The sequence below is a fragment of the Legionella maioricensis genome, from assembly GCF_023618015.1.
GTDB lineage: Bacteria > Pseudomonadota > Gammaproteobacteria > Legionellales > Legionellaceae > Legionella > Legionella maioricensis.
This window is the reverse complement of sequence record NZ_JAJKBJ010000015.1, coordinates 37,797-63,237: the sequence shown is the minus strand read 5'-3', so window position 1 is coordinate 63,237 and position 25,441 is coordinate 37,797. Positions and strand designations below refer to the sequence as shown.

Below are 25,441 nucleotides of genomic sequence, written 5' to 3'. Positions count from 1 at the left end.
ATTACGCTACTTTTTGGTTGGATTAATGTCTAAATTTACTAGGTATTTGAAAAAAAAGATTAGTTTTCCTATGATCGTTGTGATCTTGGCTCTGGCAATAGGAATCTTTCATCTGTTTTCCTATATGATTCCATTTACTGACAATGCTTTTGTGGTCACTAATGTGACTCCAGTAGCAGCTGATGTATCGGGATTTATTACCGAAATTCATGTCAAAAATGGCCAGCGGGTAAAAAAAAATCAACCCATTTTTACCGTGTATCAGGTTCCTTACCAATTGGCATACCAGCAAGCCGAGGCGGATTATCAGGAAGGAATAAAAAAGATTGCCGTGTTTGAAAAGCAAATTAAACGAGCTAATGCGCTAATTAAATCAACAGATGCTGAATTGGCGAAAGTGAATTACGAACTGGGCCTTAAAAAAAGTAAATACGTCGCTCAGGCAGTTTCTACCCTCGAGGTGAAAAAACTAGCTTATGATGCGGATACATTAAAACACAAACGCATTGCCTTGCAGCAAGAAGTGGAGGTCTTACTGGCGGAAATTGAACAGCAAAAACACACCATTCAGAGTCTCAAAGCCAAAAGAGATAATGCCAAAATTAATTTAGATCTCACGGTAGTAAGAGCGCCAAGTGACGGTGTTATTGACAATATGTATGTATCACCAAACACCCCGATTAAAATTCATGAGCCCGTATTTTCATTTATAGATACTTCTAATTATTACATTCAGGCTAATTTTAACGAGACGGATTTACGCAGGGTACGAATAAAGGACAAAGCTTATATTATTTTGCGCATGTATTATTTTGATAAAATATTTCATGGGGAAGTGGTCAATTCTTTATGGGCAGCAGAACGTCAAGTGACCGCGCCAAACAGTAAAATTCAACTCGTTTCCAATGAAAATGAATGGTTGTTATTGCCTCAACGATTTCCTTTGCAAATCAAAATATTAGATCCCGATCCTAACTACCCGCTAAATCCGGGGGCGAGTGCTTATGTTTATATCTCAACTAAAAGATAAAATTGTTGCTTATGACAAATTTGGCGAGCATCGGATCAATGGGTTAAAAGCCCTGTTTGTATTAGAGCTGCTCTTCTTCTTTAATTTTATTTATACAGTGAATAATCCCTATTTTTATTTTTTCTACGTCCCCATAACCGCGTTCACTGCTGAATTAATCGGTAACACTCTGGAAGAAAAGTATTTGTTTTTATTTTTTACCATTATGGGCACTGCTCTTTCTATCTTTTTATTTGGGGTATTATCCGTCTATAAAACATTTTTTGCTTTTTTTGTTTTTTTTTATTCGGCACTGCTTTATTACATTGTCATTCATAAACTAAAAAGAATGCTTCCCTTGGTTCCTGTCATTTTAAGTCTGGCAGTTTACTCTTTAATTTATGTCAATTCAGATAATAACTTTTACATAGCCTTAAATCATGTACTGCAAATCATTGTTGCGATGCTGGTAATTTTTCTAGGCTTATTTATTTTTCCTAAAACGTATTATCTTTCAATTTGGCGCAGGGCCTTTTATCAAGTGGTGGTCAATTTAGAGACGCTTTCTAAAAAGATTTGTGAGGAAGAAGTCAAAACCATACCGATATTTTCTGGCATTATCGTTATGGAACGCTATTCTAAAATGCTGTCAAAAAAAATTAAATATTACAGCATAATAAAAATAACGTTACTGGCTTTTGAGCTTATTATGTCAATTTCTTATTTGGCTTCCTTTCAAAAAAAAATTAAAATTCAATATATTAAGATATTTCATCACTATCTAATTATTTTACGTAATGCGTGTTTAAAAAAAGAGAAAATTGTGCTTAAGCCGCAAGAGTTAGCTCTCTTTAATGAAACCCATGAGTTAAGAGTCCTGTATCGATTAATTTTAAGCTGGAATTATGTATGCGCCGATCTCTAAACCTGGGAAAGCTCAGTTATCGTTCCTTACGCGGGATACAAATCAGCACGGTATTCTTTTTTACAATTATAATTCAGCAATTGTTTCATTATCCTCGTGCGGGATGGACTGGTTTTGCTGTGATGATGATTTATGCGGGGTTTGATAATGGAACTACTATATTACGCGCCTACCACCGATTTTTAGGGATGCTTTTAGGCTTATTTAGCGGTTATCTCTTGTGGTTCCTGGGACATGTCGATTACCGTCTGTTAATCCTTATCATCCCCATCACTATTTATTTTGCTTATTTTTTAGCGGGGCAGGCATACAGCGTACCTACGGTATTTACTGTCAATACCTCAGTTATTGGCACTGGATACTTTGACACCTCAGGTTCTTCTTTCAATGTGACTAATTTTTTAATCGATTATTTAATTTGTACTGTAATTGCTTTTGCAATTATTTTGGTATTTGAGTATTTTTGGTTTAGTCGCTATCGGTTGATGGATTTATTTATTAAAGACACTCAAACGGATGTGATTAGGAAGCTGTACCGCTTAATTCATTTATTGAATCAAGATAAAATTCGTCGTTCCGATTGGTTTGAGGCCTGTATTACTTTTACAGACAGTTTATTTGAAATGGAGAAATTGGCGAGAAATTCTCAGTTTATAATCAGCTCACAAGGGATTGTTCGTGAAGAGTTTAATCAATTTTTAGTACTCACCAACCGTATCTTTATTAATATTAAGGCTTTATATTTAGCTACCTATACTAAAAAGCGTCGAAAATATGACTTTAATCGACTGCTCGAAAAAGTGCATACCGACTTGAAATACTTAAAAATAATGCTTAAAGAGATGCAAATTGGTGATCATAACTCTGGAGAGCTGAATGTGGCGCCTAATTAACTGTGTGCTGCTGCCCTTAATATTGGCAGGGTGTCTGCAGAAAAATACTTATCATAAACCTGATGTGAAGGTAGTGAATAAGTGGACTGTTGCCGATAGAAACATCAGTACTAGTGATGAAAAGAATATTCCTTACATGGCCTGGTGGCAAGGCTTTAATGATCCAACTTTAAACAGACTTATAAAAAGAGGACTTCGTTGTAATACAAGCCTTAATATGTCTCGCGGAAGCATAGAAGCTGCGGAAGGGGAGCTTAAAAAAATTCGCTATCAGTGGATTCCTACTGCCGATGTCATGTTTGGTTATTCCAGAAATCCAGCTACCGGGTTCCCTGGTGTTCTGGGAGTAATTATACCCAGTTACATCATCAATATATTTCATCAAATCAAAGAGCAGAAAAAAGCCAAATATACTCTGGCTCAGATAAAGGCTGAGGATGACGCGCTCAAATTAACCATTATTGCTGAAATTACAGCGAGCTATTTTACTTACCAGGCTGAAAGGGAACGGAAGCAATTATTAAAGATATTAGCTAATGATTTAATGCAACTTGCTGAGATTTCAAGACAAGTATATAAAGGAGGATTAACTTCCGATATTGAGCAGCAAGAATTATTTAGCCAGGCCAAAGTCATTCGTGGTGAACAAGAAGTGATTGAGAAAAATATTATCATCAGTCGAAATGCGATTCGTTATCTGATTAATCTCAATCCTGGGGATATCAAGACCACGGTGAAATTTTTGGACCTCAATAATAAGCAATTAATCCCCGGCGCTTTACCCTTAACTGTTCTTGAAAATCGACCCGATTTGCAAATGGCAGAAAATCGTTTGCGTGCTTCCAATGAAGCGATTGGATTAGCCGCTTCTAACTTTTTGCCTACCATCACTCTAGATTTGATCGGCGGTAAAGCGGCTGGTGACAGCAAGTATAACTGGCCTAGAAAAAATGTTTATTTTAATGATCAGTTATTAAGAACCCCCCTTCTGAAGATGTCCGTGTTGGGCGAAATTGCTAATGCCCGAGGGCTGGATAGAGTTTCTTATTTTAATTATGTAGATACCTTGCAAAAGGCTTTACGTGATACCACGAATGCACTGTCGGCAAATGAGCGATTTACTAACAAATTGAAGCAAACTCAAGAGGCACAGCGATACTTGGCAAAGTCTTATGAGCTTAATCGCCGTCTGTATAAGCGAGGGATTCAAAATTATGTGGATATGTTAAAAACTAAAATTATTCTAGACAGGATTAATATTAATCTCAATGAGGATAAATTACGGCAATTACTCACCGTTGTAAGCCTATACCAGGAGCTAGCGGGTGGATATCGAGCGAATGAGCTTCTGCCCATTACAGGGGGTACTAAGTAAAACTTATTTTAAGTTTTATTTACCACGCACAAGCAGCACCGGCATTGAAGCAATACGGATAATATCCTCGGCTACACTGCCTAAAAATAAATGACTAAATCCACGTCTTCCATGCGTTCCTATAATTAATAAGTCAGCAGGCCATGCTTCTGCTTCAGCTGCAATTTTTTCTGCAATTCTTCCTTCATATAATTTAAGCTCAATCAGACGGCATTCACAAGTTATTTTTGATTTGCGAACTAACTCTCCCATGGTGTTTAAAATATTTTGTCCCTGCTCCTTACAGGAGGAAATCAATTGATCGTACACAGTAAAAATATCACAGTAGCTGATAAAATTTTCATCAACCACATTAATAATCTGAAGGTTTGAACGCATGCTTTTAGCCATTTGAATGGCTTCTTGCACTGCCAGCCTTGACGTATCGCTCCCATCAACCGCTACCATAATCCGTTGATAGCCCATGGTCTGTTCTCCATTTGATGTTCCATTTTCCAATTAGAATCATACAGATAAATTATTTTTTATGAAGCAAGGAAATAGAATCAGGATGGTTAAAGGTGATTAATTATTGTTCGTATAGTATAATTAGTATACATTAATGTGCAAGGACGTAATCATGAGAAAAACAATTATAGCTGTGTTAATCTTGGTGCCTGCAACATTTATGATTGGCTGTGTTACTCAGAGAAGCTCCTATTCCTACGGCTATAATACTGATTATTCTTATAAAAAAGCAAGCCGTTCCTATGGTAACTCTGGGCCGGTTAGTTATGGGCTTGATTTTGGCAAGGGCTATGGCCTTAATTACGGGCCTGGTGATTATGGGAACGGCGATTACGCGAATTGCAATTATGGAAATTGTGATTATGCGCATGATTATGGAAATACCAATTACAATTATAATTTAGCCTATGGAAGTGGTGAAAATAAATCTCTTGATTATAATGACTATCATCATGTTGGACAGACCTATACTAGGACCTGGGTTTCAAAAAGCGTTACATGGCGACATGTCGTGGTTGATAAATGGAATGCTAGTACTACCCGACGGCATAATGGAGTTGAGGGATGGTATGACGGGGGCCGATGGAACAAGAGTGTTACAATATATAACCGATAACCAATTGGTCATGATGGGAGCAGGGCTGTTAACGTTGTTTAGGGCAGCCCTACGAGATTGACTATTGCAGACACCGCTCCCAAATGACGCTCTTAATTCATCTCTTCATGTTATTTATTCATTAAATCAAGTATGATTAATTCACTATTAATATAAGGCCTTATATAAATTATGAAAAAAATTGCTCTTATTTTTGCCTTTCTTCCATTGGTTGGATTTGCTGACAATACTACAAAACCAAAAGCCCCTTCAATTTTTTCAAAAGGATGCGAGAACATTGCTGATCCGGTGGAGCGTCAAAAGGATTGCCTTCTTGTTGAAAAGCAAAAAGAAGCGGAAGAGGCTTATAGAAATTTTCAAGAAAATACTCATAATGAGAAGGCCTTATAATGAGAGTCGGGATTTGAATTCCCATAAAAGAAGCAACAGAACAGCATGCGTAGTTTGAAGGTGGGCTACGCTAAACCCTTCGCTATAGTAAATAATTCAACAATTTTGTGATCAGCACATCATCTTGAGCGCAATGAAGTATACTTAAGATACAATCATGTCGCAGGATGTGTTCATGAAAAAAACAATGATGTTTCTATTAATAGGGATATCCCCACTGTTTCTCACCGGGTGTATTACTGGTACCGGTTATTCTTCTAATAATAATTATATCCATAACCGATATCGTGACATACATGCAGATGGTCTGAGTGATGCAAGTTATAACCTTGGCTATGGACGACTTGGTTACGTAATGAATGATTATGGATTTGGCGGTTATGATGGAGGCTATTATAGCCGCGATTGGATCACACGCTGATGGTACGATGGTGTAATAAAATAGGGTATCAAAATAACGAAATTGGCTTGTTTTCGTATCCAATATTCTATTACTTCTAATCATGAGAAAAGCTCTTTTTTTGAATGTGTTGGTGATATCATTGGCCACCTAAATTCTTTAGAGAACAAAATGCCTTTATTAAAGGATGTTATTGCTCAGTTTAAGAGTAGTTTTCAATACCTTGATGCAGAAAATCGCCGCAAAACTTTTTGGTATGAGTTTTGGCTTAATGACTTTACAAAAGAACTACTTACCAATACCAAGCTGACTACCGAGCTGGAACAGGCAGCAAAAAAATGCGTTGAACAATTAGATGAACTTTCCGGACAACATATTGAAGAGCCTTTTGCGTCACATCAAGATGCTTTTTTTAAGATTATTGTTGCCACATTACGCACAGTACAGCTCCAACGTTTTAAAAGTGGAACAGAAAAAACTGAAAATTACCAAAAAGATCAACACTATGTTATGGAACGTATTTTGTATCCTAAAAAAGAGGGGCTTTTTGAAGAACAGCTTATTAATGGTCTAAATTCAGTTAAAGAAACATTTCCTGAATTATCTTCTATTATGGAGCAGAAGATTCTACATATTGTAGAGGCCAAGCCGAAACCTTTTGTTCTTTTCCATGAGAATATGAAGTTTGGAGACAATGGAAATAAATTTTTCACAACAGATGGTAGGACAAGAACAATAGAGGACGTAACAGACGCTGTTGATGAACAATTGAAACATGTTTGAAGAAGCATAGGCCAGCCAGTAAAGTTTGAGGTATCGTCAGTTTTTTCATTATTTTTTGACTCAAAAAGTCAACGTCCCGCGACTTGTCCGCGGGATCCAGGCCTGGCACAGAGTGAGATCCCTAGAACCTGTGGACAAGCCGTGGGACTTAGGAGGGGAAACAAACTTGATTGATGCAATAAATCTGGCTGCCGAGACATCGACACTTTCAATCAATGAAGTTAACATACACTGTGAACACGTCAAGGACGTCAACGCTTACGAGTGTGTTTTAGCAATTTGATTGCTAATAAAGAATTGGTTTAAAAATAAGTAAAAAATAATGCAAGTCAAGACTGTTTTTTTATTATTTTTTTGTTAAGATAGCGCTTCTGATATCCATTTTTTCAAACCCTTCCTTGTGGATATCTTTTTGAACTATACCTCATTCATTCTTAAATATTTTTGCAATTTTCATAAAAACCCTTGTCTTGTCAGGCCTAAAGCGCTTCTTTATTTTTCATTGCTCTATTTAGTTATCCACATTTTCTGTGGATATGTCTGTGCATACTCTGTCAAAGTTCATGTATAGAACGGTGATTTTATCAATGCTTATGACTTTTACACCGTGTTAACAATAAGTGGATTGCTTTCAGTATAGTTCGAGGAACCATAAGGACCAATGTTCTTTCCTGTCCATTGATGCATGACATAATCAAATAGATGTAAAATTAAGTTGATGGGGGTGTTGGTATTGTGCTTTTCAAATTGTACCCATGTTGTGTTAGTTCCTGTTTTATTTTCAGAAACTCCAAACAATATTTCTTTAACAACCGGCCCAGAAAAAGAATATTGCTGAACACATGAAGCATGAGATGAGGATCGTTTTCGTAGATTTAAGTGAAAGATTGCAATCAGCTCATTGTAGAGTGAACCATTATCTTCAAACTTAAGATACGCACCCTGGAGCATTTCCTCTAATATTTCCGCCGTAACAATACTGTTTTTTCCAAAACCGAGTTGTAATTTGGCAATGAGTTTTAATACAAAATTGACTTCTAAATAAGAAGTTTGAGTAAGTTCCCCTTGTTCTATTAATTGCTTAACGGAAAACACTGCATTCTTATAAGTATGTTCCATTTTTTCGAAAAAAAGAGTACTGCTTTTAGTAATAGACATAAAATGTTATATCCAAATTAAATATTTGCCTCACTTCCATTCTATACAGATGAGTAATTATTAATAAACTATTAAAGGGTAAAGAATAATAAAAGAGGAAGGGCCTGCGAGATTAGGGTACTATGTTTGAGAGATATTTGAGAGTAAGGGGTTCCATTTTATGTCCATTCTTAAAAAATTTAAAAAGTTTTACAAAGCTTCTGCTGAAAATAGAATTCAGATCCATCTTTTCTTGGGATTTGTCATTATTCCAGTATTGGGAATGTCTCTTTTGTACGTATTGGTACGGATATTTTGGATGTGAGCGGTAATGAATTCAGAACCCGTTATATCCATAGCAAAATCGCATCATTAAAAAAATTAAAGATCAACAGCTCTTATTGGAAAGTGCAACAAAAATAGCACTCTGCAGAATAAGGGCCCTTGTAAATGTTTATTTATTCGTAATTAATCTGTGTAAAAAATGAAATAAAACAGGGAATTAGAATGGATTTGTTTTTCTAATTCGTTTTTTTGTTTTAACATTGATTACTCTGTTGTACTATGGAGCTTCATGGGCTAAAAATGGCCCATTTTTCATATTAACCAGAGAGATTAAAAATGAGAAAATCCTTACAAATTTATCTTAAACAAATATTTGTTGATACTGAATGGGAAGAGCGAGACGCTAGTAATATGGATGATGTTAAAGCACAATTTGTAACATCGTCATTATTAGACGAAAAGCAAGTTAACAATGCAATGGCTAGAATTGCGGCCAAAAAGGAAACGATAGGACTTAATCTTGATTTTAATGTATTTCCCTCCAGACTAAATCCAGGCAAATACCGCGTAGTATGCAATTTAAAAAAAGAATTAAACAAGCACAATTTGGAAGAAATCACTGAGTTTCTAAATACGGTATACGGTGACTCGGATAATGAATGTCCCGAAAACCCTATGCGCTGGGGCGTTGAAAAGAGTAGCGAAGGGTACTCCATAACCATGCATGGACCATCATGCTATATAATACCGGCAATATTTCAGAAGAAGAACTTGGGCCCTTCGACGCAAGAATTTATCTTTGGAACTTCTTCAATAACGACAGACACGGATCACCCTTGTAAGCAAAGAGTGATAGAGCTGGCTAAAGCTGGTGTGAAGGACGAAGTCCATAAATATCACACGATCTATTATTGGAGTAAAGAAAGTATTAATGAATTATATGCCCTGATGCTGAATCACAAAAAAACCGTCACTTATACTGGTCGTAATATCTCCAGTGAAGTTGCGGTAGCAGCCTTGAGTGATATAGATATACTGCCATCAGAGATGCGATATCAGGTAGGGTTCTTTTTAAACCTGGCTGACGCTGGTGTATTAGCGCAAGTTAAAAATGATTCTCAAAATGCGCTTAGAGAAGCAAAGGTTTACTGTGAAAAAGAAGAGCAGCAATCTGCATTAAGTATGTAAGAAAGAAGAGTTCTCGCGGTGGATTGATGAACCCAATCCGCTCGCGAGATTGTTAAGTAACTCTTCCTGTACCTCATCGGATAATTTATTCCCACTCGTTTGCATTTACGAATGAACTGGCTGAAAATTTAGTCTTAATCTATTATTATTCATTTAATTAAATGACAAGGGAATAGTACATTGAAAGCCACTAAACGGATTTGGTATCAAAGTTTCGTGGATCCAGCGGAACAAATAAATTACATAAAGCATTTGCAAAATTGTTTGGATCATTATGCGAATCCAGGGTTTCAATTTGAAGTACATGGTTTAACCCCTCCTGATAAAAATCTGCATCCTCTCACCGAGTTTCGTTGTGCAACACAAACTATCCGTAATGCAATTCAAGCCGAAAAACAGGGATATGATGCTTTTGTTGTTGGCCATTTCCAAGAACCGGGAATTAATGAAATAAAAGCAATTTTAGATATTCCAGTAATTGGTTTAGGTGAATCCAATATGCTTCACGCCTGCAATCTCGGTTATAAAATTGGTCTTGTAACCATTAATCCTTTGTTTATTCCCTGGCATGAAAATCAGATTCGTCATTATGGTCTGCAACAAAGAATTATTGCCGTACGTGCGGTGACTGCACAAGTTAAAGACTTTGAACTTGCTTTTTCTGATGCTTCGGTCTATCAAAAAATGCTTGACGATTTTACTCAACAAATAAAACCCATGATTGCGCAAGGTGTTGAAGTAGTCGTTTTAGCGGGCGGGCTTCCAATGCTCTTATTTGCTCGCCAAAAAAACTTTCTAATTGATGACGCAATCGTCGTTAACGGTATAGCCGTCTGCGTAAAAGCCACTGAGATGGCACGAAATCTCCAAGAGCTCACGGGCGATTTTATTAGTCGTCGAGGGATTTATAAAAAAGCCTCTCAGGAAATAATTAATGAATTTCTTCATTTACTAAAGGATGGGGGTTAACAAAAGAACTCATGATTCATGATAACCCATCAATACTAAAATACAGGGACCACCGGCAATGATATTAAGGCCATGGTTTTTGCCATTTTGAATTGCTGCATCGCTTTCTGCTCCTGGTTGCATCCAAATGTTTTTGATCCCTTTTTTAATTGCCTCAGTTACAATTTTTTCCGTGACTGAAGGTGGGGTAATAATGGAAATACTGGCTACATTATTTGGTAAATCACTTATGGAGTGTAGAACTGGCAATCCTTCAATGAGTTCTTCTTGAGGATTGATTGGATAAACGGTTTTACCGTGTTGGAGATAACAGCGTAACACTTTATTGCCGTATTTAGCTCTGTTAGAGGACGCCCCCACAACAGCAAAAGCTGAGGATTGCAGAAACAGCTCGATTTGATTATTGGCCATGATTTTTTCATCCTGAATGAGTAGAGTTCCTTTAAGTCGTAGCAAGAAAAATGTTACATCATGTTTCATTTTATAAATAATAAGCTATCATCGCCATTGTTTTTTATATGCTAAATAATAATACAGCTCTAAATATGAATACTAAGGAATTATAATGAGTCAAATGAATACATTTTGTTGGGTAGATATTCCTGTTATCGAACTGGATAGGGCAATTCAATTTTATACAATGGTTTTAGATGCTCCAGTACAAAAAATATCCGAACATGGCTTTGAATTTGGTCTCTTGCCTCATACCCAAGATAACGTTTCAGGTTGTCTTAGTGTCATGGAGAATAGAAAACCATCTCAAGACGGCTCTTTGGTGTATTTGAATGTGGAAGGACGATTGGACCAAGCTATTGAAGGCGCAAAGAAGCAAGGAAGTAAAATATTAAGTGCTAAAGAGCAAATGGGACCTTATGGACATAGAGCTATTATTCTTGATTCAGAAGGTAATGCTATTGCTTTATATTCAAAAGAGGCTTAAAGGGAACGTCATCCTGAACGCAGTGAAGGATCTTCTGATGTTGGTACGGTGCCAGTTCGAGGAGATCTCTCGCTACCGCTCGAGATGACGTGGTAGGTTTGAGATGACGTGGTAGGCTCGAGATGACGTGGTAGGCTCGAGATGACGTGGTAGGCTCGAGATGACGTGGTAGGCTCGAGATGACGTGGTAGGTTTGAGATGACGTGGTGGGCTCGAGATGACGTGGTGGGCTCGAGATGACGTGGTAGGCTTGAGACGGCGGGTGGCTCGAGATTAACATAGTAACACCGGGGAACGTCATCCTGAACGCAGTGAAGGATCTTCTGATGTTGGTACGGGCCAGTTCGAGGAGATCTCTCGCTACCGCTCGAGATGACGTGGTAGGCTCGAGATGACGTGGTAGGCTTGAGACGGCGGGTGGCTCGAGATTAACATAGTAACACCGGGGAACGTCATCCTGAACGCAGTGAAGGATCTTCTGATGTTGGTACGGTGCCAGTTCGAGGAGATCTCTCGCTACCGCTCGAGATGACGTGGTAGGTTTGAGATGACGTGGTGGGCTTGAGACGGCGGGTGGCTCGAGATGACGTGGTAGGCTCGAGATGACGTGGTAGGCACGAGATAACGGAATAGTGCTTGAAATCACGACTAAATGTGACTATTGGAGTTAACAAACAAATGGAAAAAATGCCTGTATTAAAATGCGGTGATACAGTTGAAATTATTGCCCCAGCTTCACGTTGTTCCGATCAACAGCTCAGTGAAATGAAGGAATTACTCGAATCATGGCAATTAAACTGTATCGTCAAACAGGATATTTTTGGTTCGGACTTATTATGTGCTAATACCGATGAGGCACGTTTTAAGCATTTGGCGCATGCATTACAAAACGCAGAATCAAAAGCAATTTTTTGTGCAAGGGGCGGCTATGGTTCCATGCGTTTGATTCCAAAATTAACGCAGATTGATAAGCCGGTTTCACCAAAAATATTGGTAGGCATGAGTGACATTACCGCCTTGCAACTTTATTTGCAGCAACAATGGGGATGGCCAATAATCCATGGGGCTGCTGCACCCGATCGATTTTCTCCAGAATCCATCGCTTCTTTAAAATCGCTCGTGTTTGGAGCGGTAAAACACATTGAATTTCCTGGATTAATGCCCCTTAACCAATATGCGCAAACAAACCGAATTATTAATTCCACTCTGACAGGAGGGAATTTATCAATAATTCAAGCAGGAATAGGTACACGCTGGTCTATTGATGCACGCGATAAAATTATTTTATTAGAAGACATAGGAGAACGGGGCTATCGTGTTGATCGCCTGTTGGAGCATTTATTTCAGGCCAATATTTTGCAACATGCTGCTGCAATTTTATTAGGAGATTTTCTTGAAGGTAAGGAACCAGACAATTCTTCATTGATTCATCCGGTGTTAAGTCGTTTTGCCGAACGCTGTACTGTTCCTGTGGTGCAAATAAAGGGAATAGGCCATGGACGTAATAATATGCCAATACCTTTTGGAACTTCTACTAAATTACAACTAGGTAATGAAATTAAATTAACCTGTTTCATTTAATAATCGGGCAAATCAATTTTAATTTTTGTTCCCCAGGCCAATCTCAACGCATTAGCAATAGCAAGAATATCAATGAATTCTTGAAGTATTGCACCTGCCACCGGGTTTATTAGCCCGACTGCGGCAAATCCCATACCGATAATACTGAGCACCATTCCTCCAATAGCACTCTGTAATGCAATCTTTCGCGTATTTAAACTCAAATGAATTAATTCATCGACTTTGTTCAAGGTGTTTTCCATGATGACTGCCCCTGCTGCCTCAGCCGTTACGGTACTGTATTGTCCAAAAGCAATGCCCACTGTTGCTGCAGTCAATGCAGGGGCATCATTGATCCCATCGCCCATGAAGACGGTTGGTGCTTTTAATCGCTCCTGACGAACAATAGCCAGTTTTTGTTCCGGACTTTGAGAAGCATGAATTTCTGTTAAATTTAATAAACTTCCCAAATAGTTAACCTCTGATTCGCGATCACCTGAGACGAGCATAATTTTTTTAAATTGATGAGATGGCCTTAAATGGCTGATAAACGATTTACTTTCTGCACGTGGTGCATCATGAAAGTGTAAGGAGGCCGCATATTCGTTATCCAATAAGACAATACATTCAAGTCCAGGGGATACGGGGGGGAGTAAACTGGCATATTGAGGGCTGGTTTCTAATAATTTTTTTCGACTGGTAATGTAAATGGAATGTTTGTTGATGATGCCATGTAATCCTTGCCCTGGTTTTTCAGATACATTGGATGATTCGAGCAAGATGATATTTTGTTTTTTTGCGGCATTTAAAACAGCACTTGAAAGGGGATGCTTTGAATATCGCTCCAGGCTGGCCACATATTGTAATATACTTTCTGTCTGATAATTTGGAGCAGTTATAATTTCTGTCAGGGCAGGTTTACCATAAGTAAGCGTACCGGTTTTATCAAAAATGGCTGTTTCACAGGTGGGTAATCGTTCAAGAACAGTTGGATCTTTGATAATAATCGCCTGCTTTGCTGCTCTTGAAATGGCACTGATTAAAGTAATCGGAATAGCTATTAATAGTGGGCAGGGCGTTGCAATAACCAGCACAGAAAGAAAGCGCAGGGCATCCCCAGTAAAATACCAGGCGGCACACGCAAAGATGAGGGCAATGGGCGCAAAAATTGCTCCAACCTGATCTCCTAAACGTCTTATTGAAGGTCGTTTTTGTTCTGCTTCTTCCAATACTTTGACAATAGCTGCATAACGCGAATCAGAGGGAAGCCTGGTTGTTTTTATAACTAATAAAGATTCTCCATTAATCGCTCCAGACAAGACGGCCGCACCCGGGGCCTTAGATATTTGATACGGTTCACCAGTCAAATAGGATTCATCCATGGAGCCGTGCCCTTCAAAAACAATGCCATCGACGGGACAGGTCTCATGAGGGTAAATGACCAGCTCATCCTCCAGATGAATGTTTTCTAGCGGGATATCTTCGATATGCGTCTCTACTTTTCGATGAACAATGGAAGGCATTCGTGCTGCCAAGGCGAGTAAAACAGACGATGCTTTACGTCGGGCGTAGTATTCTAATGTTTGGCCACTAGCTAGCATCAGGACGATTAATGTAACTGCCAGATATTGATGCAAAATAACACCGGTTAGCAATGAAAGGGCTGCTAATGTATCTGCCCCTAAATTGCCTTTAAATAATTTAAATAAAATCTGTAAGAATAACGGTATCCCACCGATGACTATGGGAATCATTAAGGGAATATCGGCTAATGGAATATTTAATAGACGCATAAAAAGATGAATGGCGATGGCAAGCAATGCCAAAAATGCCATACAGGACAGCCACTTGGAGTTAGAAGTAATAGAAGTTAAAGTCATCATATTTCATTCCGTTGACCCTCGTCTCAACATTTCTATAGTTTACACAACTACCAGCCTCCACCGCCACCACCTCCTCCGCCACCTCCGGAACCACCCCCACTGCCAAATCCAGAGCTGCTACCAGGAGCTGTAGTAGAAGAACTAATGGCATTTGACAGGGAGTTACTGATTGATGAGGTAAAATCCGTTGAATTAAAGAAGGGGACTCCTGCGCCTATGTACCATTTAGGTTGATAATTCGTTTTTGCCAGAATGGTAGAAAATTGTTCTGCCCACTTTTGTTCCACACCCAAGGCAAGAGCATAAGGCAAGTACTGTTCAAACAGTTCAGGGGTGCGGTCTGGTGGGTTGTGGAAATTTAATCGGTCTTTTTCTGTGGCATTCAAAAAAAGCTTAAATCCTTTGGTATGCTCAATGACCCTTTGTCCTATGGAGGTCGGGCGTTTCAATAAGTAGGCAAAGATAAGATTGGTAAGAATAATCATTAAAAACAGCGAGCAATAAATCCAGGTTTTTGTTCCAAACACCGGTTCGCTAATTAGCGCAGCCGCCCCAATGAATACACCAAGATAAATCAGCAATCTGAGGATAATTTTGATTCTTCTCCAAAGCGAATAACTATCCAAGGGGCCTATGAATAAGGGAATAACCAATAAGAATGGGAGCATCCAAAAACATACCCATAAGTTATGATTCAATAGGGCCATTAAAGCGAAGATCACTAAACTAATGCTCATCCCTATCACGGTATAGAGGACATTACTCACAAAATATTTATCCTCATACTTCTTTTCCAAGTCGCTGGCAAAATCATCTTGCATTTCCTCCAGCTTGGTTTGGTGTTTTAGTTCCAATGTATCCCCATCGGAAAAAAAAGCAGTTGCCAAAACTTGTTCTTCAGAAGGCAAGGTTTTATTGAAGTCGGGTTGTTTTATCAATGTATAGGTTTTAGAGAATAAGTGTTTGGTTTCATTTATTTTTAAATAACCTTTAACCGCCAGATTCAATACCGCAGAGGCCAATACTTTTTTATCATATCCCATCTTTAAAATATAACGTAATGCTGCAGGAGTATATCCTGGTGGTGGTTCATATTCGGGGATGATCACTCGAGCGAGGCCATCTTTACCATATTGATGCCATGTCCAATAATAATAAAGCAGGAGAAGGAGTAATCCCAGAAACTGGATCAATAACAGGAAATAATTCGGGTCCATAAAAACCGGACGCTCTTTTACAAATCCTTTTTTCCAACCCAGAACAAAAGTTAATCCTTGGTTGGCCGCTAAAGCACGTGTAGTAGTAAAGGTTACAGTTTGCTCTTTGGGATCTTTTGTTGCTTGATAGTCGCCTTCTCGACTTCCTGGATAACCGGTATAGGCGGTATATCCGGTAATATGTTCAAAGGCGCCATTGGGCAGTGTTACCACAGCTGTCACTTTTAGAATAGGGTAACTCCAACCATTACCAGTTACATTCCAGTACAATTCATCATGATCGTTAAAATAGCCTAATTCTCCAACAGCGGTGTAAGTTAAAGAAAAAGTATAAGTCCCTGGAGCAAGATAACGCTGCTTATCTCCGAGGTACACGCGTACACCATTGGAGAGATCTTTAACCACATAAGGAGTGGATAAACCATCTAACTCAGCACTCTTTACTTGAAACTGAATGGTCACTACACCGTTGGGCGTTTGATACCTGGTAGGGAAATCACGATAGATGCCATGCTGAATCACGTTGCCTTCTGTGGTGATATTAATTTTTTCTTCAACTACTAAAGTGCTGTCTGGCTTCACCGTAATAAAACTGTCATAGGCATTAATTACAGGTACTGCCCACAAAGAAAAAGAACAGAAAAAACTGGTCCAAAAACCTGCAATTAAAAGGGACTTAAGCATAGTCATAGTCTCTAAAAAGCGACCTTGGGTACTTGTTTTTCCACATCTGATTCCAGGGCGAAAAAATCTCTTTTAGTAAAATGTAATAGATTAGCAAAAATATTATCGGGAACTGACTGGATTCTAATATTGTATTCACGCGTTGTGCCATTGTAATAACGGCGCGCTTTTTCGATCTGATTTTCGGTATCGGTCAGATTTTTTTGTAAATCTAAGAAGCTATTATTTGCTTTTAGTTCGGGATAATTTTCTGCAACGGCAAATAATTTACTTAACCCCAAAGTCAGAGCTGTTTCTGCCTTGCCTTTATCTTCTATCGATTGGGCTGTCATAGCCTGTTGACGTAATTGAGTGATCTTTTGGAAGGTCTCGCTCTCATATTCTTTATACCCTTTAACAGTTTCCAGTAAATTAGGTATCAAGTCATAGCGACGTTTTAACTGTACGTTGATGTCGCTCCATGCTTCATCAACCTGATTTTTTAACCGGATTAAGCCATTATAAATAAAAATGGACCAGATGATTAACGCTACTATTACTAGAGATAAAACGATAAACATATTTAGCTCCATGTCTCTTGTTTATTATAAGGTTATGCATAGAAATGTATTATTGCAATTTTCTCCACTGCAGACTGATGAAAATGCTAAAATAAAAGTAGTGTCTTTTTATTAATGCTCTAGCATTTAATTTTTACTGTTCTGAAGTGAGTATTCAACGCAACAAGGTTCAAGGAAAAGAGAGACAGTGAATAGGCAACCTATTATTTTTATGTATTCTGGCCAGGGTTCTCATTACTATCATATGGGTAAGGAGCTGTTTGAAAAAAATCGCCTGTTTAGAGAAGGAATGTTATCTGCCGATCGCGTTTACCAAAGACTTGCTAAGGAGTCTTTGCTTGATTACCTATACTCCGATAAGACGTCCAAGGGGATGCCCTTTACCCAGACAACCTACAGCCATCCAGCAATTTTCTTACTGGAGTGTGGGCTTACCCATTTGTTACGTGAGTTAGATATTGTACCGGATATGGTTCTTGGTACCAGTTTAGGAGAGTTCGCTGCCGCGGTTACAGCGGGCTGCCTTGACTTTGAAACCGCTTTAAATATGGTGCTCAATCAGGCAAGTGTCTTGGAGCATTGTGATAGTGGTAACATGATTGCGATTTTGGCTGACCACAGCCTCTACCATACTCAGCCCTATCTTTATAATCAGAGCGAGCTGGCCTCCGTTAATTTTTCTTCTCATTTTGTTATTTCCTGTTCGAGTCAAAACTTGTCTTCGATTGAAGCGGAGTTAAAATCCAGGCAACTTATTTATCAGGTCCTGCCAATAGCCCAAGCTTTTCATTCATCTTATATTGATAAAGCCGAGATTCAATTTAAAGAGCGAATCCAACACATACATCTAGCCCAACCGAAAATCCCTCTTCTTTCTTGTGTGTACGGGAAAGAAGTAGCTACTTTGCAACCGGAGCATTTTTGGCTTGCTGCCCGTGAAATGATTCGTTTTCAGGAGACGATTAACTATCTGGAAAATAAATTAACCGCTCCCGTGTATGTTGATGTAGGACCGTCTGGAACGTTGGCAACTTTTGTTAAATATAATCGTTCCCCGCTGTCTAAATCCAAATCTGTGGAATTGTTGACCCCTTACGGGCGTGATTGTGAAACCTTAGGGAAAGCATTAAAGGAATTAAAAGTTTAACTTTTTGCTAACCAATATTGGGCTATTTCTATTCGTTTGGCTATCCAAATATCCTGGAATTGTAAAATATAATCCAAAAATAGCTTTACCGCGCTGCACAGTCCTGGTTTTCCACTTAAGCGCGGGTGTAAGCCTACCGTCATTATGGCGGGTCTGTTTTCTTGATAAAGATAGTCAAAAGTATTTTTTAATTGATCATAAAAATTATTGGCAATTGAAAAGCCAGGCGAAGTCGTGAATCGAAAATCATTAGTATCCAATGAATAGGGAATAATTAAGTGATTATTTATTTTATAAGGTAGATCATCAGCATAACTGTCAGAATCATAAATAAAACCACCGATTTCCATCAACAAATCACGCGTGTGTTCACTGCGTCTGCCCGTATACCAGCCGAGGGGTCTTTGACCTGTTAATTGTTCCAGGGTTTCTATGCAGCGATAAATATGCTTTTTTTCTGTAGCCCTGGACTCTTTAGAGTAATCGATCCAGCGCCAACCGTGCCCCGCTACTTCATGATTACTGCTTGCCAAATAACTGGAGAATAAGGGATTAAGAATTAAGGCATAGCCAGTAATGAAAAAAGTAAGAGAGATATTTTTCTGGTCAAAAAGCCTTAACAGACGCCATATCCCAACGCGACTTCCATACTCATAGAACGATTCAATACTGTAATTGCGTATACCTGGGGGTTTGGCACTAAAGGGAAAACTACTGCCATAGACTTCTGCCTGTGGATCTCCGTTTATCGGGCTTAATTCGCCACCTTCTTCGTAATTGATAACGAAATTAATGGCGATTTTAGCTTTGTTTGGCCATTCATTAATGATTGAATCAGGTCCATATCCTATTAGATCACGAGTCATCAGCTATCCTAGCTCAAAAGTTATATTGCCAAAAATTTGAAAACGAGCTCAGCACTACTAATTGATATTAGTTATTATAGTCATACTCCAACCAGGATTAGCAAATAATGTTTTGTGGAACGATGAAGCAGTAACGTCATAAAAATTAATTATTCTAATTTAATACGCTTAGTGGTCTCCTGGCTTAAACTTGGGCACCTCTTATGATCTATATCTGTTTCATCGTTTTCATTTTTTGGATAAGTATCAAGAGAGGTACCAGTAACAAAATCATATAGTTTATCAAAATGACCCTTTGGGGCTTGAAAGGCAAAAGGTCCAGTAACCTTTTCAGCATCTTCATTTAATGATACGCCATAAATATTAAGTATTTTGCTTAATAATTCATCATAAGATATTTTATATATTGGCCTGGGGCCTGTTAATGGATCAGGAAGATTAGGATCTATGAGATAAACGAAACTGCCTTTATCGGACATTTCAGCACCAATAATAAGCAGGGAATGACACCCATTTGTTGCTTCTTCTGAATCGTCTTCTTTTTTTGAGTAAATTTGATAAGCTTCAGTAGCTGTTTCTATTTGACAACTCGTTTTATTGAATAACACGCAGGGTTCGGTGTAAATAATCTGAGGGCCACATTGTCTAAGTGTTTCCATAAGTGCTTCTAGCGGCATAGTAGGCTCCCAATTTGATCCTTCTAATTCATAACAGGAGGCGGCGAGGTTCACTATGGCTTGATGATAAATTGGTGCCATAAATTGAGGGTTATCCCTAGTTAAATTTAATAGTTCACTATAGCCATCTTTTGAATTAACTACTGATTTTAGGGTGGTATTTATGTGATTTTCCAGAACTTCATCGGCTTGAAGGTGCGTAAAAGGACTTAAACGCTTCATGGTTTTTTGGGCAAGGTTTATCCAATTGACGTATTCTTGTTGAAGAATGAATTCATCAAAGTCCCCATATTCTTCTTTGTGACTTAGAAAGTCATTACATAGTTGTTGGTATTTTACAATTTGACTTTCTAGTTCTGAGGTATTTGTAGAGAGTCTTTTAATTGTTTTTAAATTGTTTTCTAACTCTACCAAATATTTTTTTATACCTTCTGCTGTTATTGGTTCTTGCAAAAACTCGGATATTTCTTCTGAAATGAGTTTGTAAATGCCAGTTACGTTAGCATCAATTTCATTGATCCCTCGACGATAGTCGGAAAAAATCAGTTCAATATATCGTTCTTTGCTGTTTGCTTGATATTTCTTACCGAAACGAAAACGTAATGGATTAAAGGCGTATAATGCACATGAATTTCCTTTTTGCGCTGCTTGAGGAAGACGAACCAGGGGATCACCCACATATCTTTTGCCGCGTTGGACATCGAGTAATACAAAATTTGGATTATTTTTAAGGAAATGAGGCATGAAGTATTAATTCATTTATTAATGGGTAATAATTATACAAATAATTTATTAACGAAATATTAAATTAAGCCTTTGGGAAGAGGTACCATCACAGTAGATAAACCATTGTGACGAATAATTCATTAATTTGCGTTTTTTTATTTCTACAGCAAGCCTCCTTAACAAAAATTTTATACGTGTTTAAACTGGAAGAATTTTTATTGAATAAGTATATTATTTGATTTGGTGTAAATTTTATCAATGAGGTATTTTGATGAGCAACTATAAAGAGGGCAAACGTAAAATTAGTAAGGTAAAGTTAGAATTGGTCAGGCGTTTTAGCCATTTGCAAACCACAATTCATCAGGTTGAAGAAAGAACGTTTGATAAATCGCAGCTGGAGGATTTATTGAATAAACTAAAAAGGCCCATTGCCTTGGAAGACTCTTTTTTTACCATTAAAAATTGGGATCCTTTGGGTAGTTATTCAACTCTTCTTCCTCCTGGATATAGGGAAGCCATTGTTAGGGTTGAAAAAGCAATCAGACGTAGTAAATCATTCGAGCCTCAGCTTGATGCGGTCAATAAGATTTTAGGAGAATTTAGAGTAAAGATTGACTCGGTTGATGAAACTCGCCACCCTGAGGCAAAACAAACCGCAACAGAGTTATTAGGGGGGTTGGAAGATTATAGAAATCAAATTTTCCATTGCTCTTATAAAGACGCCATGAAAGAATTTGTTCATGTTGCTAAGAAAGAAATAAATAAAGCAATGCCAGGTCTGGAAAAAAATTTGGGTTGGGGCGAGTATGGGTATAAGAAAGCCACTATTAAGTTTGAAAAAGCAATTAATGAACTCAATGAAGAAGCATTTCAGGAATTGCTTGATCGGGTTAATAAGATTCTGGACGAGTTTCAGCAAGATATTGAATCGATTGCAACTCACCACCCTAAAGCAAAACAAACAGCAGAAGAGTTATTAGATATATTGCAAGATTACAGAGATCACGTGTTTTATTTATCTCTGCCAAATATTCTAGGAGCTTTTTTCTTAATTGCTAAGGATGCTATAGAGAAAGGTATACCAATACTCGAACAAGATTTGGGTTGGGGCAATGAGCTGAGCACTATGATCGGAGAACTGGTTAATATTCTTTTGAGCCATAATTCTTCTAATCAGTATCCACGCTTTTTTTCTGAAAAAACAGTCGATGCAACTGAAACGGAAGAGATTGAATGTTTCTCTGATCAGGTTAAGTTTCCAGGGGTTAATTGAACGTCATCCCGAACAAAGTGACGAATTTCCTGCGGTTTAGTGAGTTGGTTATTTAATGGTATCGAGGAGTAAAATACGTATGTTATGGAGGAATGATGTCTCATCATGCTGAACAATATGGGTTTTTATTGATTGCTGATCCTGAAGTGTTGGCTGTTCCTACTATTGATAATAAAGAAATTATGGTTGATTTAATAAATCAGCAAGAGATTCTTTTTGGACCTTCCCCGGAAATCCCCAATAATTCAGATTACACTAAACTGCGCGCCACAGTTTATGAAAAATTAAAGCGCGCTCAATCTTTATTACCAGAGGGATTACGCTTTTGTCTCTATGAAGGCTTTAGAAGTTTGGAATTGCAAAGAACATTATTTGATACGCGATTTGCTAAGGTTAAATATCAACACCCTGGCTGGTCGCCAGAGCAACTGTTTACTGAAACAATTAAGCTTGTTTCACCATTAATTAATCTGGATGGTTCGCATAATATTCCTCCTCATTCCACTGGTGGGGCCATTGATGTGTATTTAATCGATGATCAAGGAGACGCTATCAACATGGGAATTCATCCAAAAGACTGGATGGAGGATATGGACGGTTCTGTTTCGTTGACTGCTGCTAAAATTATTTCTGAAGAAGCGAAGCAAAATAGAAAAATAATGAGTACGGTTTTAGACGCAGTGGGTTTTGTTAATTATCCCACGGAATATTGGCATTGGTCCTATGGTGATCGCTATTGGGCTTATCATAAACAGAAACCACATGCCATCTACGGTATTTATCAATGAACTGATTATAAACAAGGGATTGTTGTGTTATATACCATGTTTTTAGTTTATATGAGTCTCAATGTCTTTTTTATATTCGTCAAACAAGGTGATCAAATTATTTAAGCGCCCCTCCAGCGTGGCTGCCCATTCAACAAGACTTAAATGAGTAGAAATGCCTCTTTCTCGTTGTTGTAATTTTAGGGCAGCACCGGATTTTGTCGCAGGAGAGAACCACAAAAGCGGGTTTTTCGCTGCCTTGCTATTACATAGGACCGTGTACCGCTCAAGACAGAAATAATGCAATGCAGAAACCAATCTTTTCTGAATCAATGGTGATATATCGGTGAATTGCTGAATCACTTTTTCGGCAAATGATAAGGATGCTGGGTAAGATTGATCTTTTTGTTGAACAAAATCCTCTCCAAGTATTTTAATCAAGGGATCCACTAAATGAGACTGTTCTTCAGTACGAATGGCGTGAGTAATTAAGTAATACCACTGCTTGTCATTAATCTCTTCAAGCAGTTTTTTTTTGGAGTTAGGAATTAAATTGGGTAGACTCTTCAGACTCGGATTGGTAAAAAATTCCTTACCCTCGATATAGATGGCCATTTGTTTGAAGAAAATAAGGGCTTTTTGAGGCGCATGTCCTAACGCGGTAACTACGGCTGTTTCGGAGCGTCTTTCTTCATCTGTTGTATTGATACGGTATTTTATTAAATGCGGTAAAATTGCCAATTGGGCAGGAGAACAATGGTGATAATGCAGATAGAAAAGTACCGCAAGGGAAGTCACTATGGATTTAACCCCATCAATTAAAAAGGATTTTTTTAAGTTTTCAACTAGATCTATCTTTGACGTTAAACGAGAAAAGGGGTAGTTCTCTTCTTGTTTTTCAGCGTAGCCAAGCATACGGCAACATCTTATGAGCACAGGCATTAATTGATTGGCCGCGAGTACGCCATCACCATTTTGGTCATACTGCCATTCCAAACAATGATAAAAATAACCATGATGGGCTGTCTGGATTTCCCACTTGGTTTCCCGCAAATCATCTTGAAGTTTAAGCCAGGCGGAAACTGGGGCATTGGTAGCCCAATCCTCAGTTATCGGCCACTGGCTTGCTTGTTCCCAGAACAGCATAATAATACGTTTAACTTGATTACCAAGGAGGGCGTCAATCAGATCGTTATCATTCAAATCATCAAATAAATCATCTAATTGTTGACTTAATTTTCGTGATTCTTTATTTGCAGTTTTCTCAATCTCTACCTTAAATGCTTCTACAATTTTCCTTACTGCTCCAACATTCATTGTTGTCTCCTTGAGGATTGATTTAGCTATTCTATATTTGCACACATAGAAATGCGTTTCCACAGTTGCCTCAAGATTTAATCTTTTTTACTTAAATGCCTCCATGTGGTTCATAATTATTAAATTAGCGGGATTAATTAAAGAAGTCGCGGATGGATAAAATACTTAATTATGCAGTGATTTTACTGTTTTCAGTCATTCATCCAACTCATGCTGTCGCAGAGGATTTTTGTCGTATGGCAATGGAAAAAATCTATGAGAAGGACAGTGATCTTATTGCGGTAATAAAAATTAATACCCAAAAAAGTGCCCTTTATTCATCTGAAGTTAAAATCAGTCATGACTGTCGGATTTTTTCTTCCTTTCTTTCGGTTAAAGATCCTGATGCAATTAAGGGCAGACAAAAGCGCGCCAATCCATTGGAAACATTTAAAATACGACCGTAATCTTATAATCCGACTGCTTATGGCATACTGTAACATGCTATCATTCTGTAGCCAGGATGTATAAACGGGCAGGGATGAGAGTTATCACGATCTCCCTTTGTCGTTTCGACCTTCCTTTGTCATCTTGACCTTCCTTCGTCATCTCGAGCGTTAGCGAGAGATCTCCAGAACGTAATACAGTTCTAAAATAGTTATGGAATTTTTTTCATGACCTTAATAAATAGTTCTGAGTTTAAAAAAGAGGACAACCAGGTTTGAAGGTATTTATATTCACTCTGCTCGAACCATTGCGTGTCAACCATATAAAATTGTCTGATGAACGGAAATATTGCGACGTCTGCAAAACTAATGTGGTCAGTTAACAGGTAACGGTTACTCTTTAACAATGAATTTAACTGATTGAGATAAATTCTGGCTTTATCCCGGTAATAGGCTGGATCATTCTTCTCAGAATTTTTGGGGTATTTGTAATTATCTAAAAGGGGTTTAAATTTAATGTCATTATAATAAATTAAATCATCGCCCTGCTCTTTCAGTTCCGTACTTAACCAGCCATCAGGATCCGATTGGGTTAATGCCCAGATGATAATATCCATGCTCTGCTCAAGGACACGACCATCTTCTAACAGTAACACTGGCACAGTACCTTTAGCAGATGCTTTGAGTAATTCCGGAGGCTTATTTTTAAGATCAACCTCGTGTTGATGCACATCAATCTTGGAATAGGCCAGTGCCATTCTTGCTCTGATAGCATAAGGACAGCGCCTGAACGTATAGAGTATTCGATAATCCATTGAATTTAGACCATTTATTCGTGGCAATTCGTCATTAACCGTCTGAAGTGCGGTCTGCTCCGGGAGCTTCCCCGTCATCTCGAGCCTTAGCGAGAGATCATCTGGAA

26 protein-coding genes are annotated in these 25,441 nt (G+C 38.2%); 16 read left to right on the top strand and 10 right to left on the bottom strand.

All coding sequences use genetic code 11. The features are described from left to right. Positions 1 to 25: 25 nt before the first annotated feature. Genes LOX96_RS12270 through LOX96_RS12255 form a run of 4 tightly spaced genes read left to right on the top strand, consistent with a single transcriptional unit; the run spans position 26 to position 4,202 of the window. Positions 26 to 1,030, top strand: a complete 1,005-nt coding sequence (locus LOX96_RS12270) for an HlyD family secretion protein (RefSeq protein WP_250424418.1) — start codon at positions 26 to 28, stop codon at positions 1,028 to 1,030. Then, positions 1,005 to 1,934: an FUSC family protein gene (locus LOX96_RS12265; protein WP_250424417.1), complete on the top strand. Its 930-nt coding sequence runs from the start codon at positions 1,005 to 1,007 to the stop codon at positions 1,932 to 1,934. The genes LOX96_RS12270 and LOX96_RS12265 overlap by 26 nt, the downstream gene beginning before the upstream one ends. After that, the gene (locus tag LOX96_RS12260; protein ID WP_250424416.1) at positions 1,919 to 2,827 is read left to right on the top strand and encodes an FUSC family protein; all 909 of its coding nucleotides are present in this window, start codon (positions 1,919 to 1,921) and stop codon (positions 2,825 to 2,827) included. The genes LOX96_RS12265 and LOX96_RS12260 overlap by 16 nt, the downstream gene beginning before the upstream one ends. Then, on the top strand, positions 2,811 to 4,202 hold the full coding sequence (locus tag LOX96_RS12255; RefSeq protein WP_250424415.1) for a TolC family protein: 1,392 nt from the start codon (positions 2,811 to 2,813) through the stop codon (positions 4,200 to 4,202). Before LOX96_RS12260 ends, LOX96_RS12255 begins: the two co-directional genes overlap by 17 nt. 15 nt (positions 4,203 to 4,217) lie before the next feature. On the opposite strand, the gene LOX96_RS12250 is transcribed toward LOX96_RS12255, so the two are convergent. Continuing rightward, complete coding sequence (locus LOX96_RS12250; protein ID WP_250424414.1) at positions 4,218 to 4,667, bottom strand: universal stress protein; 450 nt, start codon at positions 4,665 to 4,667, stop codon at positions 4,218 to 4,220. A 154-nt stretch (positions 4,668 to 4,821) separates the two neighbouring features. Here LOX96_RS12250 and LOX96_RS12245 point away from each other — a divergent pair, with 154 nt between their 5' ends. The 4 genes from LOX96_RS12245 to LOX96_RS12230 all read left to right on the top strand — a co-directional run bounded on the left by LOX96_RS12245 (position 4,822) and on the right by LOX96_RS12230 (position 6,898). Further along, the gene (locus tag LOX96_RS12245; RefSeq protein ID WP_250424413.1) at positions 4,822 to 5,325 is read left to right on the top strand and encodes a hypothetical protein; all 504 of its coding nucleotides are present in this window, start codon (positions 4,822 to 4,824) and stop codon (positions 5,323 to 5,325) included. Between the two features lie 171 nt (positions 5,326 to 5,496). After that, positions 5,497 to 5,715, top strand: coding sequence for a hypothetical protein (locus LOX96_RS12240; protein ID WP_250424412.1), 219 nt, complete (start codon positions 5,497 to 5,499; stop codon positions 5,713 to 5,715). 157 nt (positions 5,716 to 5,872) lie between these two features. After that, positions 5,873 to 6,136, top strand: a complete 264-nt coding sequence (locus LOX96_RS12235) for a hypothetical protein (protein ID WP_250424411.1) — start codon at positions 5,873 to 5,875, stop codon at positions 6,134 to 6,136. 150 nt (positions 6,137 to 6,286) lie between these two features. After that, positions 6,287 to 6,898, top strand: coding sequence for a hypothetical protein (locus tag LOX96_RS12230; RefSeq protein ID WP_250424410.1), 612 nt, complete (start codon positions 6,287 to 6,289; stop codon positions 6,896 to 6,898). 600 nt (positions 6,899 to 7,498) lie between these two features. On the opposite strand, the gene LOX96_RS12225 is transcribed toward LOX96_RS12230, so the two are convergent. Next, positions 7,499 to 8,056 (bottom strand): hypothetical protein, encoded by a 558-nt coding sequence (locus tag LOX96_RS12225; protein WP_250424409.1) that lies wholly within the window; start codon positions 8,054 to 8,056, stop codon positions 7,499 to 7,501. Between the two features lie 600 nt (positions 8,057 to 8,656). Here LOX96_RS12225 and LOX96_RS12220 point away from each other — a divergent pair. Both LOX96_RS12220 and LOX96_RS12215 read left to right on the top strand, forming a co-directional pair. Then, on the top strand, positions 8,657 to 9,508 hold the full coding sequence (locus tag LOX96_RS12220; protein WP_250424408.1) for a hypothetical protein: 852 nt from the start codon (positions 8,657 to 8,659) through the stop codon (positions 9,506 to 9,508). A 180-nt stretch (positions 9,509 to 9,688) separates the two neighbouring features. Continuing rightward, entirely contained in the window at positions 9,689 to 10,477 is a 789-nt protein-coding gene (locus LOX96_RS12215; protein WP_250424407.1) for an aspartate/glutamate racemase family protein, read from the top strand. A 9-nt stretch (positions 10,478 to 10,486) separates the two neighbouring features. Here the strand turns inward: LOX96_RS12215 and LOX96_RS12210 are convergent, their stop codons facing one another. Continuing rightward, entirely contained in the window at positions 10,487 to 10,888 is a 402-nt protein-coding gene (locus LOX96_RS12210; RefSeq protein ID WP_250424406.1) for a CoA-binding protein, read from the bottom strand. A 154-nt stretch (positions 10,889 to 11,042) separates the two neighbouring features. On the opposite strand from LOX96_RS12210, the gene LOX96_RS12205 reads away from it, so the two are divergent. After that, entirely contained in the window at positions 11,043 to 11,417 is a 375-nt protein-coding gene (locus LOX96_RS12205; RefSeq protein WP_250424405.1) for a VOC family protein, read from the top strand. 636 nt (positions 11,418 to 12,053) lie between these two features. Continuing rightward, complete coding sequence (locus LOX96_RS12200) at positions 12,054 to 12,998, top strand: S66 peptidase family protein (protein WP_250423372.1); 945 nt, start codon at positions 12,054 to 12,056, stop codon at positions 12,996 to 12,998. Here the strand turns inward: LOX96_RS12200 and LOX96_RS12195 are convergent. The 3 genes from LOX96_RS12195 to LOX96_RS12185 are packed head-to-tail and all read right to left on the bottom strand — an operon-like array spanning position 12,995 to position 17,321. Beyond that, positions 12,995 to 14,857 carry a heavy metal translocating P-type ATPase gene (locus LOX96_RS12195; protein ID WP_250423374.1) on the bottom strand — a complete coding sequence of 621 codons (1,863 nt, stop codon included), beginning with the start codon at positions 14,855 to 14,857 and terminating at the stop codon, positions 12,995 to 12,997. The two genes, LOX96_RS12200 and LOX96_RS12195, sit on opposite strands and share 4 nt — an antisense overlap. A 50-nt stretch (positions 14,858 to 14,907) precedes the next feature. Next, positions 14,908 to 16,767 (bottom strand): DUF2207 domain-containing protein, encoded by a 1,860-nt coding sequence (locus LOX96_RS12190; protein ID WP_250423364.1) that lies wholly within the window; start codon positions 16,765 to 16,767, stop codon positions 14,908 to 14,910. A gap of 5 nt (positions 16,768 to 16,772) precedes the next feature. Next, entirely contained in the window at positions 16,773 to 17,321 is a 549-nt protein-coding gene (locus tag LOX96_RS12185) for a LemA family protein (protein ID WP_250423360.1), read from the bottom strand. A 187-nt stretch (positions 17,322 to 17,508) separates the two neighbouring features. Between LOX96_RS12185 and LOX96_RS12180 the strand changes: the two genes are divergently transcribed. Further along, a complete protein-coding gene (locus LOX96_RS12180; protein WP_250423348.1) occupies positions 17,509 to 18,468 on the top strand; it encodes an acyltransferase domain-containing protein in 960 nt (319 codons plus the stop codon). Here LOX96_RS12180 and LOX96_RS12175 read toward each other — a convergent pair. Both LOX96_RS12175 and LOX96_RS12170 read right to left on the bottom strand, forming a co-directional pair. Next, positions 18,465 to 19,334 carry a polysaccharide deacetylase family protein gene (locus LOX96_RS12175; RefSeq protein ID WP_250423346.1) on the bottom strand — a complete coding sequence of 290 codons (870 nt, stop codon included), beginning with the start codon at positions 19,332 to 19,334 and terminating at the stop codon, positions 18,465 to 18,467. The genes LOX96_RS12180 and LOX96_RS12175 overlap by 4 nt on opposite strands. Before the next feature lie 149 nt (positions 19,335 to 19,483). Then, entirely contained in the window at positions 19,484 to 20,755 is a 1,272-nt protein-coding gene (locus LOX96_RS12170; protein ID WP_250423344.1) for a hypothetical protein, read from the bottom strand. Between the two features lie 253 nt (positions 20,756 to 21,008). On the opposite strand from LOX96_RS12170, the gene LOX96_RS12165 reads away from it, so the two are divergent. Together LOX96_RS12165 and LOX96_RS12160 are read left to right on the top strand one after the other, a co-directional pair. Then, positions 21,009 to 22,010: a hypothetical protein gene (locus LOX96_RS12165; protein WP_250423343.1), complete on the top strand. Its 1,002-nt coding sequence runs from the start codon at positions 21,009 to 21,011 to the stop codon at positions 22,008 to 22,010. A 95-nt stretch (positions 22,011 to 22,105) separates the two neighbouring features. Continuing rightward, positions 22,106 to 22,798, top strand: coding sequence for a M15 family metallopeptidase (locus LOX96_RS12160; protein ID WP_250423341.1), 693 nt, complete (start codon positions 22,106 to 22,108; stop codon positions 22,796 to 22,798). A gap of 42 nt (positions 22,799 to 22,840) precedes the next feature. Here LOX96_RS12160 and LOX96_RS12155 read toward each other — a convergent pair whose 3' ends face one another. After that, positions 22,841 to 24,094: a hypothetical protein gene (locus LOX96_RS12155; RefSeq protein ID WP_250423340.1), complete on the bottom strand. Its 1,254-nt coding sequence runs from the start codon at positions 24,092 to 24,094 to the stop codon at positions 22,841 to 22,843. A 152-nt stretch (positions 24,095 to 24,246) separates the two neighbouring features. Between LOX96_RS12155 and LOX96_RS12150 the strand changes: the two genes are divergently transcribed. Next, a complete protein-coding gene (locus LOX96_RS12150; protein ID WP_250423337.1) occupies positions 24,247 to 24,540 on the top strand; it encodes a hypothetical protein in 294 nt (97 codons plus the stop codon). Positions 24,541 to 24,731: 191 nt separating this feature from the next. On the opposite strand, the gene LOX96_RS12145 is transcribed toward LOX96_RS12150, so the two are convergent. Further along, on the bottom strand, positions 24,732 to 25,412 hold the full coding sequence (locus tag LOX96_RS12145) for a glutathione S-transferase (protein WP_250423335.1): 681 nt from the start codon (positions 25,410 to 25,412) through the stop codon (positions 24,732 to 24,734). Positions 25,413 to 25,441 lie beyond the last annotated feature (29 nt).

What these genes read in the sequence shown, in the direction of transcription:
- LOX96_RS12270 (WP_250424418.1), top strand. Translation starts at nt 26, where the DNA reads ATGTCTAAATTTACTAGGTATTTGAAAAAAAAGATTAGTTTTCCTATG.
- LOX96_RS12265 (WP_250424417.1), top strand. Translation starts at nt 1,005, where the DNA reads ATGTTTATATCTCAACTAAAAGATAAAATTGTTGCTTATGACAAATTT.
- LOX96_RS12260 (WP_250424416.1), top strand. Translation starts at nt 1,919, where the DNA reads ATGCGCCGATCTCTAAACCTGGGAAAGCTCAGTTATCGTTCCTTACGC.
- LOX96_RS12255 (WP_250424415.1), top strand. Translation starts at nt 2,811, where the DNA reads ATGTGGCGCCTAATTAACTGTGTGCTGCTGCCCTTAATATTGGCAGGG.
- LOX96_RS12250 (WP_250424414.1), bottom strand. Translation starts at nt 4,667, where the DNA reads ATGGGCTATCAACGGATTATGGTAGCGGTTGATGGGAGCGATACGTCA.
- LOX96_RS12245 (WP_250424413.1), top strand. Translation starts at nt 4,822, where the DNA reads ATGAGAAAAACAATTATAGCTGTGTTAATCTTGGTGCCTGCAACATTT.
- LOX96_RS12240 (WP_250424412.1), top strand. Translation starts at nt 5,497, where the DNA reads ATGAAAAAAATTGCTCTTATTTTTGCCTTTCTTCCATTGGTTGGATTT.
- LOX96_RS12235 (WP_250424411.1), top strand. Translation starts at nt 5,873, where the DNA reads ATGTCGCAGGATGTGTTCATGAAAAAAACAATGATGTTTCTATTAATA.
- LOX96_RS12230 (WP_250424410.1), top strand. Translation starts at nt 6,287, where the DNA reads ATGCCTTTATTAAAGGATGTTATTGCTCAGTTTAAGAGTAGTTTTCAA.
- LOX96_RS12225 (WP_250424409.1), bottom strand. Translation starts at nt 8,056, where the DNA reads ATGTCTATTACTAAAAGCAGTACTCTTTTTTTCGAAAAAATGGAACAT.
- LOX96_RS12220 (WP_250424408.1), top strand. Translation starts at nt 8,657, where the DNA reads ATGAGAAAATCCTTACAAATTTATCTTAAACAAATATTTGTTGATACT.
- LOX96_RS12210 (WP_250424406.1), bottom strand. Translation starts at nt 10,888, where the DNA reads ATGGCCAATAATCAAATCGAGCTGTTTCTGCAATCCTCAGCTTTTGCT.
- LOX96_RS12205 (WP_250424405.1), top strand. Translation starts at nt 11,043, where the DNA reads ATGAGTCAAATGAATACATTTTGTTGGGTAGATATTCCTGTTATCGAA.
- LOX96_RS12195 (WP_250423374.1), bottom strand. Translation starts at nt 14,857, where the DNA reads ATGACTTTAACTTCTATTACTTCTAACTCCAAGTGGCTGTCCTGTATG.
- LOX96_RS12190 (WP_250423364.1), bottom strand. Translation starts at nt 16,767, where the DNA reads ATGACTATGCTTAAGTCCCTTTTAATTGCAGGTTTTTGGACCAGTTTT.
- LOX96_RS12185 (WP_250423360.1), bottom strand. Translation starts at nt 17,321, where the DNA reads ATGTTTATCGTTTTATCTCTAGTAATAGTAGCGTTAATCATCTGGTCC.
- LOX96_RS12175 (WP_250423346.1), bottom strand. Translation starts at nt 19,334, where the DNA reads ATGACTCGTGATCTAATAGGATATGGACCTGATTCAATCATTAATGAA.
- LOX96_RS12170 (WP_250423344.1), bottom strand. Translation starts at nt 20,755, where the DNA reads ATGCCTCATTTCCTTAAAAATAATCCAAATTTTGTATTACTCGATGTC.
- LOX96_RS12165 (WP_250423343.1), top strand. Translation starts at nt 21,009, where the DNA reads ATGAGCAACTATAAAGAGGGCAAACGTAAAATTAGTAAGGTAAAGTTA.
- LOX96_RS12160 (WP_250423341.1), top strand. Translation starts at nt 22,106, where the DNA reads ATGTCTCATCATGCTGAACAATATGGGTTTTTATTGATTGCTGATCCT.
- LOX96_RS12155 (WP_250423340.1), bottom strand. Translation starts at nt 24,094, where the DNA reads ATGAATGTTGGAGCAGTAAGGAAAATTGTAGAAGCATTTAAGGTAGAG.
- LOX96_RS12150 (WP_250423337.1), top strand. Translation starts at nt 24,247, where the DNA reads ATGGATAAAATACTTAATTATGCAGTGATTTTACTGTTTTCAGTCATT.
- LOX96_RS12145 (WP_250423335.1), bottom strand. Translation starts at nt 25,412, where the DNA reads ATGACGGGGAAGCTCCCGGAGCAGACCGCACTTCAGACGGTTAATGAC.